Raw genomic sequence first — 14,700 nt, forward strand, 5'->3', positions numbered from 1 at the left:
CGGCGGAATAGACTCCTGACAGCACAGAATTGGACTTTCATGACCGATTGGGCGATCTACTCGCAGTCGCATCCGCTCCTGGTCGAGCACGGATTCGCCTGCCTCGGCGCGGGTCGGCACGAGGGCCCGTCACCCGGGTTCGGCGCGCAACGCAGACTCGGCGACTACGCGATCGTGTTCGTCACGAGCGGCTCGGGCGTCTACCGCGATCCGTTCGTCGGCACGATCGAGGTCGAGGCGCCGGCGACGATCCAGGTGTTCCCGCAGCGCCCGCACGACTACGCCTCGCCGCGGGGCTGGACCGAGCATTGGGTGCTCTACTCCGGGGCGACGGCCGCCGCATTCGAGGGCATGGGCGTGCTCGACCGGCGCCGGCCCGTGCAGCCGGGCGCACGGCTGCCCGACGATCTGCTCGACCGCTTCGGGTCGTTGCGCGATGCGCTCGGACGCCTGGGCTGGCGGGCCGCCGTCGACGCCTCGATGCTCGCGCAGGGACTCCTCGCCGACTCGGTCGCCGGACGCGCCGCGTCGACCGCGAGCGAGGCGACGGTCGCGGCGTTGCAGGCCGACGCCGCCCTGCACCTCGACGTCGCGGCCCGCGCCGGGCTCGCGGGCGTCAGCGTGAGCACGCTCCGCGACCACGTCCGCGAGGTCACCGGCGGCACGCCGAACGAGCTCGTCATCGGCACGCGGATCGACCGCGCGTGCGGCCTGCTGGTCTCCACCACGCTGTCGGTGCAGGCCGTGGCCGCAAGCGTCGGCTACGACGACGCCGCATACTTCTCGCGCCTCTTCACGCAGCGCGTGGGCGTGGGCCCGGCGCAGTTCCGCAAGCGGCACCGCCGGTAGCTCTCCCACGCCGACCCCTTGGGCGAGACGCACGAACGCCCCCGCGGTGAGGATCGCGGGGGCGTTCGCACGTCGCGTCCCGGGCCGCGCACGGCCCGGCACGGACGATCACTCGGTGCCGAAGAACTCCAGCTCGGCGATCGAGGCCCACGGCTGCCCGTTGTGGGAGCTCGTGCCGACGACCTTGACGAAGGCCGCCGTGGTCGGTGCGTCGAACATCACCGGCTGGGGTGCGGTGCCCGTGCCGAGTTCACCGGCCGCGACCGGCGAGCCCCAGTCGGTGCCGTCGGCGCTCACGTACACCTCGTAGCCCTTGATGCGACCGTTGGGCTCGGAGCCCGGGCGCTGCTGGATCGAGATGCCGCGGAGCTCCTGCGAGCCGCCGAGGTCGATCGACACGTGGTGCGGGTAGGCCGGCGAGTCGTTCAGCCACTCGCTGTGCCAGCAGCTGGCCGAGTCGCCGTCGATCACGTTCGACGCGTGGCCGTCCTCGCCCTCGATCTCCTGCGAGTCGAAGTCGACGACCGTCATCGCGTCCTTCGGCAGCGGCGTCGGAGCGGCCGCGCGGGTGCCCCACACGTTGAGCTCATTCGCGCCGGCGAACGCCGCCCCGTTGATCGCGTTGAGGCCGACGAGCTTGACGAAGCGCGCATCGGTCGCGTCGAACGACAGGTGCTGTACCTCGGCGGTGCTCGCGAACTCGCCGGTCTTCACCGGGGTGCCCCAGTTCGTGCCGTCGGCGCTGAGGTAGAGCTCGTACTTCTTGATCGAGCCGTTGCCCCGCCGCACCTGGTAGTCGAACCCGTCGACGGCGTAGCTGTCGCCGAGGTCGAGTGCGATCGAGTGGGGGTAGGGGGTGTCGGGGTTCACCTGCGACCACGCCGAGTGCCACATCGTGGCCGGGTTGCCGTCGATGGCGGCACGTGCGCTGCCGTCGCCGGTGCCCGGCTCGGCGTCGCTCACGCCCGCGATCGCGAGTCGCGACTGCGGGATCAGCCCCGGCGGCAGGGTCGGCACCGAGACGGATGCCTCGACGGTCCGCGTTCCGCCGGCGACGGTGTAGCCGGTCGCCGCCGAGATCTCGTAGCTGCCCTGCTCGATGTCGGCCGGGGCCGACACCCGCCACGTGGTCTTCACGGTGGCTCCGGGCGCGACCGAGGCGAACTCGGCTGCGCCGACCGGCGCGACCTTCCACCCGTCGGGCGCGGCGAGCGTGGTCGCGACATCCGTCGCGGCCTCGCCCTCGTGGTTCGTGAAGCTCGTGGTGAAGGTGTTCGCCTCACCCGGGACGAGTCCGCTCACCGGCGCCGCGAGCGTGAGGCGGGCGCAGGCGCCCGTGGTCTCGCTCTCACCGAGGTCGACGATGCGGAGGTTGTCGAGGATGAGGTCCGACCCGGTGCCGCCGACGGCGTTGCGCCGGAGGCCGACGAACGGGTCGCCGCACGCCGGTGCGTCGAACTCGTGCACGAACTCGGTCGTCTCGTGGACGGCACCGAACTCGGTCGAGGTGAGGTCGACGGCCTTCGTAGCTCCGCCGGCGATCTGGTCGACGCCGGTCACGAACGAGTAGGCCCCCGCGACGCCGCTCTGGTAGTCGAACGACACCCGGTAGCGGTGTCCGGCCTCGAAGGGCGCGGTGTACTCGGAGGTGCGGTACACGAGACCGCGGTTCTCCTCGTGCGCCATCAGCGAGTAGTCGCCGCCGAGCACCATGTCGAAGGCGCGGCCGTTCCAGCCCTGCTGCGTGAACGGCTCGTTGCGCTTCGCGATGTGCGTGCGCGGGTCGGTCGAGCCGCCCGCGTCGCCCTTGAAGAACGGACCCCAGCCCTGGTCGACCTGCTCGAAGTCCTCCTCGACGAGCACGCCATCGCCCGAGGCGGGGTCGTCGGTCGCGACGACGCGCACGTTGTCGATGCGCACGGGGGCGTCACCCTCGGCCGCGGCGATCGTGAGCGTCGGCCGCGTGTCGTCGGTCACGGTGACGTAGGTCCGCAGGCGCTGCAGGTTCGTGTCGCGCCACTCGTCGGCGGCCATCAGGTTGACGGCGCCCGAGCTGTCGACGCTCGTCGAGGCGTCCTCGCCGTCGTCGCCGCGCACGTCGACCGAGAGGGTCGTCGCACGCGTCTGTCCGGCGGCGACCCCGAGGTCGGCCGAGACCGCGTAGGTACCGGGCTCGAGCTCGCCGAGCCGCTGGCTGATCGAGGACTCACCGGCGCCGAGCACGGCGGCGCGGCGTCCGCGATCGTCACGTTCGATGCTCGCGGAGCCGGCCGGGTTCCAGGCCTCGAGGTCCTGCCCGTTGAAGCCCGGGTCCTCGACCTGGGTTCCCTGGCCGAACGAGGCCTTCTTCGGCAGCGTCGAGGCGGCGGTCGCCTTCTTGCCGGCGACGAGCACGTACGGCTGCCCCGCCTCGGCGTCGATGGTGACGGCACCGTCGACGACCGGGAGGTCGGCGACCTTCGTGCGCCCGGCGTCGCCGAGGGCGAAGAGCTGCAGCGACGAGGCATCCGCGAAGTCATCGGTCAGCTGCCAGGTGGTCTGCCCGCCCGCCGGGTTCACGTGGTAGAGCTTGTCGGCGTCCTTGCCCGGCTTCGACGACCACGGCAGCAGGTAGGTGCCGCCGCGCAGCACCTCGGCGCCGTCGACCGTGATCGAACGGTCCGCGGCGCTCGTGCCGGTCATGCTCACGCCGTCCTCGAGGTCGATGCGCTCGGGCGTCCATCGCGTGATCTCGTGGTGCTGCAGGAACTTGGCCGGCACGTTCGCGGTCCACACGTTCGCGAGGAACGCGTCGAAGTCGTTCTGCCCGGTCCAGCCCTCGAACTCGACGATGTGGCTCGTGCCGAGCAGGGGGTGCGGGTTCCAGACGTCGGCCTCGGTGTTGTTCACGAAGCGGAGGATCTGCGAGTTCACGCCCTTGTTCGAGGAGCCGCCGTAGTTCTCGTCGTTCGCCCAGTGCGACCACGTGTTGTTCTCGGCGAGCTTGTCGGCCCACTCCGAGCCGACGCGGAAGCCGTGCTTCACGAGCGAGTCCTGCAGCGACTGCGCGAGCCAGCCGTGCTCGTAGTAGACGTCGATGTAGGCGAAGTCGAGGTTGTCGTCGGTCGCCTCGGCGAGCTCGCCGATGCGCTTGTCGAGCTCGCCCGAGGCGCGGTCGTAGCGCTGGTCGATGTAGTACGACTGGTCGAGCCAGTTCCAGCCCTTGGCGTTCTCGTTCGCGATCTCGTCGCTGAACGAGTTCGCCTCGGGGTAGATCTCGGTGGCGTTCATGTGCACGCCGAAGCTGGCGTTCCACTTCTTGCCGGCCTTGACCGCGGCGTTCAGCTCGGCGAGGCCGCCGGCGCGCTCGTTGAAGTTGTCGCCGTAGTCGGTGTTCGCCGAGTCGTGCCCCTCGCTCGTGTAGCCCTTGAGCATGGCCACCTGGCCGAGCCCGTCGGTGTTCAGCGCGATGCGCTTCACGTCGTCGAGCGTACGCAGGAACGGGTGCGTCGCCTGCGAGGCGAAGTTGAAGGGGATGTGGGTGATGACGTTCTCGGGCGTCTGCTCGCCCTTGTAGGGGGCGATGCGGATGTCGCGCATCGCGATCGCGCCGTCCTGCCAGTCGACGACGTCGTCGTCGTTGGCGTCGGGGGTGATCGCGACCTTGACCCAGGGCAGCTCCTCCGTGCCGCCCTGCCCCTGCGCGCGGTACAGCCACGGGCCGCTCGCGATGCCGACCTCGACGCCGGCCTCTGCGGCGACGGCCTGGCGCCAGAAGTTGCCCGAGTCCTTCGAGCTCGCGCCCGACGAGGTGTCGTAGAGCGCATTCGTCGCGAAGGCCGCGGCGAGCTCGCCCGTGTTGGCGATGATCGTGTTCGATCCCTTCGGCGCCGCGTCGACCGGCGTCGCGGCGGTGACGGGCAGGAACACGTCGCCGGAGGCGCCGCGGTCGACCGAGAGGTTCGCCGCCGCGATCGCCGCGCCGGCCTCGGCCGAGGAGACGGTGACGAGCCGGTGGTCGGGGATCTGCAGGGTCTTCACGACCCCGTCGGGGTCGACGACCTTCGTGACCTCGATCGTGACGACGTTGCGCTTGACCGAGAGGCGCGCCTCGATCGAGACGCCTGCGAGCGCCGTCGGAGTGAGCACGTAGTCCACCGCGCTGCGGCCGTCGGCCTGCGAGACGACCTCGACCGGCTGGGCCGTGCCGTTGATCGTGACGGCGGCGATCGTGACGTCGTTGCCGTGCATCACGGCGCCCGAGTCACGGTCGGTGTACGCGATCACCTGGGGGAAGCCGGCATCGGCGGTGACGGCGAGGTCGCTCGTCCGCAGGCCGAACGAGGCACCGGGCGCGGGGGCGGTGAACCCGTCGGCCGTGGCGGTCTCCGCCGCGACGGCGGGTGTCGCCATGAGCGGGACGAGCATTCCGCTCGCGACCGCGCACGCGATTCCGAGGCGCCAGAGGCGGCCCGGTGGGCGTGATGAAGGCATCTTCGTCTCCATTCCCGCGTCGAGTCGACGCGTCCATATCGACCCGCGCCGACGGCGCAGTTCAGTCGAAGGTCTCGATGTACTCCTGTTCAGGTCCGAGCTCGGCCTGTTCGCGCAGCTCGACGGTGCCGCCGAGGCGCTCGAGCTCGAGCACGGTGATGGTGTTCTCGCCCGCGCGCAGCAGGGGCGACGGCACGTAGTAGGTCAGCTGCGGACCGATCTCCCAGTAGCGGCCGAGCAGGAACCCGTTCACCCACACGAAGCCCTTGCCCGAGCCGGGGAACGCGAGGAACGCATCGGCCGGCTCCTCGACGGTCAGTGTCGCCGTCGCGAGGCCGCCTCCGGTCTTGTCGGCGCCCGCGGAAGCGCCGACTGCGAGCGCCTCGAGGGCTTCCGCATCCCACTCGTCGAGCGGCAGCGCCCTCGTCGACCAGCGCTGCACGAGCCGACGGTCGAGCTGCACCCCGCCGAGGATGCCCTTGCCCTCGCCGAGCAGCGGGCCGTAGTTGATGCGCCCCTGGTTCTCGACGAGGAGCTCGAGCACGACGGCCCGCCCCTCGCCCGCGATCCGCACGCCGGCCGCTGCCTCATCGGCGTCGAGCACGGCGACGCGCGCACCGTCGACGAACACGACGGCGCGGTCGCGGAGTCCGCGCACGGTGAGCAGCGCCCCGCCACGCGGCACGATCGGCTCGGCCCGGTAGAGCGCGAGCCCCGCGTCGAGGCCGAGCTCCTCGAAGCTCGGCGGCATCGCGGTGCGCACCTCGCGGCCCGCGCGGCGAACCGTCTCGAGGAGGCCGGCGACTCGGCGCAGCGGCAGCGTCTCGGCCGGCAGCACCGCCGGGGTCGGGGATGCCTCGGGCGGCACCTGCCCCGTGACATCCACCAGCACCTCGCGGATCAGCCGGAACTTCTCGGTGATCGCGCCGTTCTCGGCGACGGGGGCGTGCGAGTCGTAGCTCGTCTGCGTCGGCTGCAGGCGCGCGCCGTCGTGGTTCGCGCCCGACCAGAGGCCGAAGTTCGTGCCGCCGTGGGCCATGTAGAGGCTCAGCGAGCCGCCCTCGGCGAGGATGTCGGCGACGACGCCGGCAGCGCCCGCGGGGGTGCGCACGTGGTGCGGGTCGCCCCAGTGGTCGAACCAGCCGTTCCAGAGCTCGGCGCAGACGAACGGTTCGCCGTCGCGGCGCTCGCGCAGCATCGACGCCGCCTGCGCTGCACGCGAACCGAAGGTCGCGGTCGCCAGCACGCCGGGCACGCTGCCGCCGTCCTGCATGAGCTCGGTCGGGCCGTCGGCCGTGTAGATCAGCTCGGTGATGCCGCCCGCGACGAGGCGGTCGCGCAGCCACGCGAGGTAGTCGGCGTCGTCGCCGTAGCTGCCGTACTCGTTCTCGAGCTGCACCGCGACGATCGGCCCGCCGTGCGCCGCCTGCAGCGGCGCGAGGCGCGGCAGCAGTTCGGCGAACCAGGCGTCGACCGCGTCGAGGTAGGCCGGATGACTCGATCGCAGCCGCATGCCGGGCGCGCCCGAGAGCCAGGCGGGGAACCCGCCGTTGTCCCACTCGGCGCAGATGTACGGCCCGGGGCGCACGATGACGTCGAGCCCGAGCTCCCCGGCGAGCGCGATGAACCGCTCGAGGTCGCGCCAGCCGCTCCAGTCGACCGCGCCGCGGCGACGCTCGTGGAAGTTCCACGCGACGTAGGTGTCGACGGTGTTGAGGCCGAGCGCGACGAGCCGCTCGAGGCGGTCGCGCCACTGCTCGGGGTGCACGCGGAAGTAGTGCACCGACCCCGAGAAGATCCGGTGCGGCCGGCCGTCGCGGAGGAACCCGCCGTCGGCGATCGCGAGCGCGCTCGTCCCGGGCCCCGCGGCCGCCACGGCGGCGAGGTCCGTCGACAGGCTCACTTGACCGCCCCCGCCGTGAGGCCGGCGCGCCAGAAGCGCTGGAGGCCGAGGAACGCGATGATCAGCGGCACCACCGAGAGCAGCGCGGCGACCACGACGGTGCCGGCGGGCACCTGCCCGTTGCTGCCCGCCCAGCCGACGAGGCCGACCGTGACCGGCTGCAGGGCGCTGTCGTTCAGCACCATGAGCGGCAGCAGGAAGTTGTTCCAGACCTCGACGAACTGGAAGAGGAAGATCGTGACGAGCGCGGGCGACATGATGCGCACGCCGATCGAGAAGAAGATGCGGAACTCCCCCGCGCCGTCGATCCGTCCGGCCTCGATGAGCTCGTCGGGGACCGACTGGGCGGCGAACACCCGGGCGAGATAGACGCCGAAGGGGCTCACGATGCTCGGCAGCAGCACCGCGAGCGGGTTGTTCAGCAGACCCACCTGGTTGAAGAGCAGGAAGAGAGGCAGGGTGAACATCACCTTCGGGATGAGCACGGCGGCGAGGATGACCCCGAAGACGACCCCGCGACCGCGGAACTCGTACTTCGCGAGGGCGTAACCGGCCAGCGCCGAGAGCAGCGTGCCGATGACGGCCGAGACCCCCGCGTAGAAGACGCTGTTGAGCATCCACTTGCCGAAGATGCCGTCGGACTCGGCGAAGACGAGCGCGATGTTGTCGAACAGCCCGAAGCCGTCGAACCAGAGGCCGGGCTCCGAGAACTGGTGCCCGGCGGGCTTCGTCGAGGCGACGACGAGCCACCAGATGGGCATGATGAAGTAGAAGGCCGAGAGGCCGAGGAGGGCGAACACGCCCAGGCGGCTCGCGAGGTTCGCCTCGCGGTTCGAGCGGCGCGGGCGCGAGGCATCCGGCCGGTCGGTGCGCGGAAGGCGCGTGGCCGACTCCAGGGTCGGTGCGGTCATCGTTCGCCTCGATTCGTGAGCTTGAAGAAGGTGAACGAGAGCACGCCCACGAGCAGCGCGAGCACGACCGACTGCGCGGCCGCGTACGGGTAGTTCTGCGCGGTGACCTGCGCCTGCGCCGCCATGAGCGGGGTGAAGGTGTTGCTGATCGCGCCGCCCGAGATGGTCTGCAGCACCTTGGGCTCGTTGTAGAGCTGCGCCGACCCGATGATCGAGAAGACGGCGGTGAGCACGAGCGCGGGGCGGACCATCGGGATCTTGATGCTCCACGCGATCCGGGCGGGGCCCGCCCCGTCGAGGCGTGCCGCCTCGATCGTCTCGGCGGGGATCGTCTGCAGCGAGGAGTAGATGATGAGCATGTTGTAGCCCGTCCACCCCCAGGTCACGATGTTCGCGACGGCCCAGAGCACGATCTCGGGTGCGAAGAAGGGGATGCCGGTGCCGACGACCCGCTCGAGCAGCGTGTTGATCGGGCTCGTCACGGGCGAGTAGAGGAACGACCACATGACCGCGGCGATGACGCCGGGCACGGCGTACGGGAGGAAGGCGGCGAGCCGGAAGAAGCCCTTGCCGCGCGCCGAGCGCGAGTCGAGCAGGAGCGCGAGCAGGAGCGCGAGGCCGAGCATCACGGGCACCTGCACGAGGCCGAACAGCACCACCCGGCCGAGCGAGGCGAGGAACTCGGTGTCGCCGAGGAGGCGGGCGTAGTTCGCGAACGGCGTGAAGTCGAGCGTGGGGGCCTCGAGGCCGAGCCCCGAGCGCTGGAGGGTGAAGAGGCTCTGCACGAACGCGAACACGATCGGCACGAGGTACATCGCGATGAACAGCACGCCGAACGGCAGCAGGAACAGCAGCGGAGTGCGCCAGCGTCCGCCGGATCGGCGTCGCTCGGCGCCGCCGGGTGCCGGGGCACCGGCGCGGTCGGCGCGGCGCCCGCGGTCGGCGGTGGTGACCGCCCGTGTCGAAGTGGTGTCCATGTCGTCCTGCTTGGTGCGATGGTGGCTCGGCCGGTGCGATGGCCGGTTTGGTCGAGGCCGCGGATGCCTCGGGGCCGGGTCGGGGCGACGGGATGCGCCGCCCCGACCCGACCGTCGGGTGCTACTCCGCGACGGAGAGGCCCTGGGCCTCGAGCGCGTCGACGGTCTGCTGCTGCGTGCTCGTCAGCGCGTCGGCGAAGGTGCCCTTGCCAGACCAGGCCTTGCCGAGCCCGTCATCGAGGAAGCCGACGGTCTCGGGCATGTTCGGGCCCCAGGTCCAGCCGGTGGTCACGTTCGGCGAGGCCTCGGCGAAGACGTCGAAGATGACCTGGTCGCCGAAGTAGGGGTCGGGCTCGCTGAGCGCCGGCAGGTCGAGCAGCTCGGTGGCCGCCGGGTAGAGCGCCGCCGCCTCGATGAGGCCGGTGTAGATGTCGGGGTCGGTGCTCATCGCGTGCGCGAACTTCCACGCGGCCTCGGGGTTGTCGCAGCCCTTCAGCACGGCCGTGGCCGAACCGCCGACGTTGCCGACCTTGTCGTCGCCGGCCTCCCACTGCGGCATGGGCGCGACGGCCCACTTGCCCGCGCCGTCGGGCGCGCTGCCCTTGAGGACGCCCGCGATCCAGACCGCGCCGACGTGCGTCGCGATCGAGCCGTCGCCGAGGCCGGTGTACCAGGACTGGTCCCACATGGGGGCCTGGCTGATGAGCCCGGCGTCGGTGAGGCCCTGCCAGTAGTCGGCGACCTCCTGGCCCTCGGGCGAGTCGATCGAGACCTTCCAGCTGTCGCCGTCGACCGAGAACCACGGGGCCTCGGCCTGCCAGTCGAAGCCCGCGTAGTCGTAGTTGAGGTAGCTCGCCGAGAGCGACTTGCCCGCGGCCTTCAGCTTCTCGCCGGCGGCCTGGTACTCGGCCCAGGTGGTCGGCACGGCGATGCCGAGCTCGTCGAAGACCGCCTTGTTGTAGAACAGCGCCATCGGGCCCTGGTCGACGGGGGCGCCGTAGACGCCGTCGCCGATCGAGACCGCCGACCAGGTGGCGGGCGTGAACTCGTCCTCGTTCGCGTTCGCGAACTCCGAGACGTCCTCGAGGGCGCCCTGTGCGGCGAAGCTCGTGAGGGTCTCGTAGCCGACCTGCGCGAGGCAGGGGGCGTTGCCCGCGGTGACCGCGTTCAGCATCTTGTCGTAGCCGCCCTTCGCGCCGGGGGCGACCTCCTCGTACGTGACGACCACGTCGTCCTGCGAGGCGTTGAACGCCTCGACGGCGTCGGCGTAGCCCGGGGCCCAGCCCCAGAACGTGACCTCGGCCGGGCCGGATGCTGCGGGCTCGGCTGCTCCGGAGCATCCCGCGAGCGCCAGGCCGAGGCCCAACGCGCCGGTGATGCCTACCGTGCGCATGACTGTCTTCTTCACTGCTGCCTCTCCTTTGAATGAGCTCGGAATGCGTCGTGCAAACGAATCAGGCCGTCGCGGTCTCGGGTGCGGGCTCCGCGGGGCGTGTTCCGATGGTGCCACATGTTGTTACCGATAACAAGCCCGGATTCAATGGAAACGACTCCTGCGAATTCGGGACGATTGGCGATAGCATGTTTCCGCTACCACTGTAGGAGGATCTCGAGATGTCCAACACACGGCGGCTCGACGCGAGCGGCCGCACGCGATCGCCGAGCATGGCCGACGTCGCGCACCACGCCGGCGTCTCCGCCCAGACGGTCTCGCGCGTGCTCAGCGGACACCCCAACGTGCAGTCCGCCACGCGAGACCGCGTCCTGCGCTCCGTCGACGAGCTCGGCTACCGCATGAACAGCGCCGCCCGGGCGCTGTCGTCGGGGCGCACCCGCACGATCGGCGTCGTCGTCCTGCCGACCGTCGACTACTCGGGCGCGGCGGTCACGCACGGCGTCGAGTCGGCCGCCCGCCGCGCCGGGTACGCCGTGAACATCTCGACCGCGAGCTCGCTCGACCCCGCCGCGATCGCCGCGGCGATGACACGGCTCGACGAGCAGTCGGTCGAGGGCATCGTGCTCGTCGTGCCGGTGCCGACCGCCACCGACGCCGTCGAGTCCATCGCCCGACGCATCCCCACCGTCACGATCGACGGATCGCGCACGATGTCGAGCGAAGTCGTCGCGATCGACCAGTTCGAGGTCGGCCGCCTGGCGACACGTCACCTGCTCGAGCTCGGGCACCCCACGGTGTGGCACATCGCCGGCCCCGACGAATGGCTCGACTCGACCGGCCGCGCCGCCGGCTGGCACGCCGCGCTCGAGGAGGCCGGCCGCGAGGTGCCACCGCTGCTGCACGGCGACTGGTCGCCCGAGTCGGGGTACCAGGCGGGGCTCCTGCTCGGCCGCATCCCCGAGGCATCCGCCGTGTTCGTCGCGAGCGACGAGATGGCCTTCGGGGCGATCCGCGCCCTGCACGAGCTCGGCCGGCGGGTGCCCGAAGACGTCTCGGTGGTCGGGGTCGACGACATCGCCCTCGCGGCGTACTGCAGCCCGGCACTCACGACCGTCGCCCAGCCGTTCGGCGTGATCGCGGCACTCGCGGTCGAGCACCTGCTGCGCCGCATCGACGATCCGAGCTCCCCGCCCACGTCGACCGACGTCGACGCCTCGCTCGTGATCCGCGCGAGCACTGCGCCGTTCGCCGGCTGACCCGGCGCGGTCCGCCCGAGATCCGACGCGCCGCGGCGCAGCCGCAGCCGCTAGCGTCGGAGCATGACCGATGGCCACGCCGCCGACGGCGCTGCAGGAGCGCCCGCGATGGCGCTCCCCTTCGACGCCGACTCGCTCGCCGCCCCGCTCGAGACCGAGCGGATGACGCTCCGACCGATCGAGCCGGGTGACAGCGACGATGTCTGGGAGTACCAGCGCTTGCCCGAGGTGCTGCGCTACATCCCCTGGCCGGCGCGCAGTCGCGAGGAGGCGCACGTGCACACGCTGAAGCGGGCGGGCATGCGCCGGCTCGCCGAGGCCGGCGATGCGGTTCACTTCGCCATGGCACTGCGGGGTGAACGATCGATGGCCCGCGTCGACGAGTCCGGCCACCGCGATCGCGTCGTCGGCGACGTCATGGTCCGCGTCTCGAGCGCCGCTGACGCCCAGCTCGAGCTCGGCTGGGTGCTGCACCCGGCGTTCCAGGGGCGCGGGCTCGCGGCGGAAGCGGTGGGCGAGGTGGTGCGATTCACGTTCGAGACGCTGAACCCCCATCGGCTGAACGCCCACGTCGACGTGCGCAACACGGCCTCCGCCGCCCTCTGCCGACGGCTCGGCATGCGCCTCGAGGCGACCCTCATCGAGGACGTCTGGGACGACGGCTGGCAGGACAGCCAGATCTACGGACTGCTCCGTCGGGAGTGGGAGACGCGAGGCCGCTCGACGACGCCGTGAAGTTATCCACAGGGTTGTCCACACCTGTTCGAACTCGCATTCGAATGTAACCGCCCAGGGCGGATCACGGCGCGAGCGCATCGAGTGCCGCCGCGTCCGCGACGGGAAGCGCGCAGACGAACTCGCGGCAGCGATACGCCGCCGCCTGCCCGTCGAGCAGTCGTCGACCCTCGAGGAGCTCGAAGCCGGCGTCGGCGAAAGCCGCCGCCTCCGCCTCGGTGACGATCAGCGTCACGGATGCCTCGGCCGCCCGAGCCGCACGGACGAGCTCGTCGTCGGCGCGCGGACGACCCGTCGCCTCCCGCTCGGGCACGACGACGACCAGTTGCACGACGGGCGTGGCGAATCGGGTCATGAGCTCGAGCGCGGCACCGAAGGCGATCGGACGCTCGAGCGCGGCGCCCGCGAGCCGACGCATCGCCTCCTCGGCGGCCTCGCGGTAGCGGTCACCCGCGCCGAGCAGCCAGAGCTTCCAGGCCGCCGTCGCGCACGCGGTGATCCCGGAGGGCGCCGCCCCTTCGGCCGGATCCGTCGGCAGGGCGAGTCCCCGCTCGGCGAGCACCGGGTCGGCACCGCCCGGCACCGCGAACACCGCCGGCGCGGCACCCGGCTCAGCGACAGCCGCGCCGACCGCGGCCTGATCGACCGCCGCGTCGAGCGAGGCATCGATGAGCCTGCGGGCGATCACCGCGTCCTGAACCGACCCGGTCGCGACGGCGAGGTCGAGCAGCCCGTCGGCCAGCATCCCGACATCCTCGAGCGCGGCGCGGGCCGACGACATCAGCCCGTCCCGCGAGGCACGGCGCACCGTACCGTCGGGAGCGAGATGCGCGGCGAGTACGAACTCGGCCGCGCGTCGGGCCGCGACGAGCGCGTCAGAAGCGTCGAAGGCCCCCGACGCCCGAGCGAGGGCGCCGATCGCCAGGCCGTTCCAGCCGGTGAGCACCTTCTCGTCGAGCGGAGGCGGCTCGAGCGTGCGTCGACGCTCGGCGTCAGCCGTGGCATAGCCGCCTTCGGTGCGCACGCCGTCGACCATGCTCTCGGAGTCCTGCGCCGAGGCGAATCCTCCCTCGGGCAGCTGCAGAGTCTCGATCAGGTAGCCGGCGATTCCGCGCCCGACCGCCACGACCTCGTCGTCGTCGCTCGCCCCACGTGCCAGCTCGGCCGCGACGTCGAGCAGCAGTGCATTGTCGGTGAGCATCCGCTCGTAGTGCGGGTCGCTCCAGTCGCTGCGCGTGGCGTAGCGGAAGAAGCCGCCGTCGACTCCATCGCGCAGCGGCGAGGCCGCCATCGCGAGGAGCGTGCGACGGGCCAGGGCCCGACCCTCACCCGCGCGTTGCGCCAGGAAGCCGAGCACGGGCGCGATCGGGAACTTCGGAGCGCGGCCGAACCCGCCGTGCACCCGATCCTCATCGGCCGCGAGGGCGGCCACCGCGGCGGTGAGTTCCGCCTCGCCCGGCAACGGTCCGGCCGTCTGGGCGAGCGAGGCCTCGGCCAGCGCGGCCGCCACCGCCGACGCCGTCTCCTCGAGCTGCCCGCGGCGCTCGCGCCACGCCTCACCGACCGCGGCGATCACCTGTCGGAACGACGGCATCCCTCGCTGCGGGAGCGGCGGGAAGTAGGTGCCGGCGTAGAACGCGCGCCCGTCGGGCGTCGCGAATACGGTGAGCGGCCATCCGAGTTCCCGCGTGAAGGCGGAGGCCGCGGCGAGGTAGCTCGAGTCGACGTCGGGATGCTCCTCGCGGTCGACCTTGATCGCGACGAAGTGCGCGTTGAGCTCGTGCGCCGTCAGCGCATCGCTGAAGCTCTCGCGAGCCATCACGTGGCACCAGTGGCACGTCGCGTAGCCGATCGAGATCAGCACCGGCACATCCCGTCGGCGAGCCGCGGCGAAGGCCGCGTCTCCCCAGGGGAACCAGTCGACGGGGTTCCCCGAGTGAGCCCGGAGGTAGGGGCTCACGGCGTCGGCGAGACGAGCACCCATGCCTTCAGGGTACGTGCTCGCGCAGATGGCTGCCTGGTTGTGTGGTGGGTTCGGTTAACGGTGTTGAGCCGCTCCAGCTGCCCGGGGTGGGTGCTGTGCGGCTCGTGTTGTGGTGTTGCGTGTTCGTGTTAAAGGCGAAGAGCCGCCCACGTGGTGGGCGGCTCTTCGTAATGTTTGTCCGGCGGTGTCCTACTCTCCCACAGGGTCCCCCCTGCA

9 protein-coding genes are annotated in these 14,700 nt (G+C 71.5%); 3 read left to right on the plus strand and 6 right to left on the minus strand.

Annotated elements, in window-relative coordinates; translation table 11 throughout:
- Positions 1-39 precede the first annotated feature (39 nt).
- Positions 40-849 carry a helix-turn-helix domain-containing protein gene (locus tag ACFVTR_RS17835; protein WP_387039490.1) on the plus strand — a complete coding sequence of 270 codons (810 nt, stop codon included), beginning with the start codon at positions 40-42 and terminating at the stop codon, positions 847-849.
- Positions 850-957: 108 nt separating this feature from the next.
- On the opposite strand, the gene ACFVTR_RS17840 is transcribed toward ACFVTR_RS17835, so the two are convergent.
- From ACFVTR_RS17840 to ACFVTR_RS17860, 5 genes are all read right to left on the minus strand, one after another.
- Positions 958-5,322 carry an endo-alpha-N-acetylgalactosaminidase family protein gene (locus ACFVTR_RS17840; protein ID WP_387039492.1) on the minus strand — a complete coding sequence of 1,455 codons (4,365 nt, stop codon included), beginning with the start codon at positions 5,320-5,322 and terminating at the stop codon, positions 958-960.
- Positions 5,323-5,383: 61 nt separating this feature from the next.
- A complete protein-coding gene (locus ACFVTR_RS17845) occupies positions 5,384-7,225 on the minus strand; it encodes a glycoside hydrolase family 35 protein (protein ID WP_387039494.1) in 1,842 nt (613 codons plus the stop codon).
- Entirely contained in the window at positions 7,222-8,136 is a 915-nt protein-coding gene (locus tag ACFVTR_RS17850; RefSeq protein WP_387039496.1) for a carbohydrate ABC transporter permease, read from the minus strand. The genes ACFVTR_RS17845 and ACFVTR_RS17850 overlap by 4 nt, the downstream gene beginning before the upstream one ends.
- The gene (locus tag ACFVTR_RS17855; protein ID WP_387039497.1) at positions 8,133-9,113 is read right to left on the minus strand and encodes a carbohydrate ABC transporter permease; all 981 of its coding nucleotides are present in this window, start codon (positions 9,111-9,113) and stop codon (positions 8,133-8,135) included. Before ACFVTR_RS17855 ends, ACFVTR_RS17850 begins: the two co-directional genes overlap by 4 nt.
- A gap of 121 nt (positions 9,114-9,234) precedes the next feature.
- Positions 9,235-10,521, minus strand: coding sequence for an ABC transporter substrate-binding protein (locus ACFVTR_RS17860; RefSeq protein WP_387039500.1), 1,287 nt, complete (start codon positions 10,519-10,521; stop codon positions 9,235-9,237).
- A gap of 206 nt (positions 10,522-10,727) precedes the next feature.
- Between ACFVTR_RS17860 and ACFVTR_RS17865 the strand changes: the two genes are divergently transcribed.
- Together ACFVTR_RS17865 and ACFVTR_RS17870 are read left to right on the plus strand one after the other, a co-directional pair.
- A complete protein-coding gene (locus ACFVTR_RS17865; RefSeq protein WP_387039502.1) occupies positions 10,728-11,765 on the plus strand; it encodes a LacI family DNA-binding transcriptional regulator in 1,038 nt (345 codons plus the stop codon).
- 63 nt (positions 11,766-11,828) lie between these two features.
- Positions 11,829-12,500, plus strand: a complete 672-nt coding sequence (locus ACFVTR_RS17870; protein ID WP_387039504.1) for a GNAT family N-acetyltransferase — start codon at positions 11,829-11,831, stop codon at positions 12,498-12,500.
- 64 nt (positions 12,501-12,564) lie between these two features.
- Here ACFVTR_RS17870 and ACFVTR_RS17875 read toward each other — a convergent pair whose 3' ends face one another.
- Complete coding sequence (locus tag ACFVTR_RS17875) at positions 12,565-14,484, minus strand: thioredoxin domain-containing protein (protein WP_387039506.1); 1,920 nt, start codon at positions 14,482-14,484, stop codon at positions 12,565-12,567.
- Positions 14,485-14,700 lie beyond the last annotated feature (216 nt).

Source organism: Agromyces sp. NPDC058126, assembly GCF_042884595.1.
Lineage (GTDB): Bacteria > Actinomycetota > Actinomycetes > Actinomycetales > Microbacteriaceae > Agromyces.

Bases quoted from the DNA above. Each gene is read 5' to 3' on its own strand.
- ACFVTR_RS17855 (WP_387039497.1), bottom strand. From the start codon at position 9,113: ATGGACACCACTTCGACACGGGCGGTCACCACCGCCGACCGCGGGCGC.
- ACFVTR_RS17840 (WP_387039492.1), bottom strand. From the start codon at position 5,322: ATGCCTTCATCACGCCCACCGGGCCGCCTCTGGCGCCTCGGAATCGCG.
- ACFVTR_RS17865 (WP_387039502.1), top strand. From the start codon at position 10,728: ATGTCCAACACACGGCGGCTCGACGCGAGCGGCCGCACGCGATCGCCG.
- ACFVTR_RS17875 (WP_387039506.1), bottom strand. From the start codon at position 14,484: ATGGGTGCTCGTCTCGCCGACGCCGTGAGCCCCTACCTCCGGGCTCAC.
- ACFVTR_RS17850 (WP_387039496.1), bottom strand. From the start codon at position 8,136: ATGACCGCACCGACCCTGGAGTCGGCCACGCGCCTTCCGCGCACCGAC.
- ACFVTR_RS17835 (WP_387039490.1), top strand. From the start codon at position 40: ATGACCGATTGGGCGATCTACTCGCAGTCGCATCCGCTCCTGGTCGAG.
- ACFVTR_RS17870 (WP_387039504.1), top strand. From the start codon at position 11,829: ATGACCGATGGCCACGCCGCCGACGGCGCTGCAGGAGCGCCCGCGATG.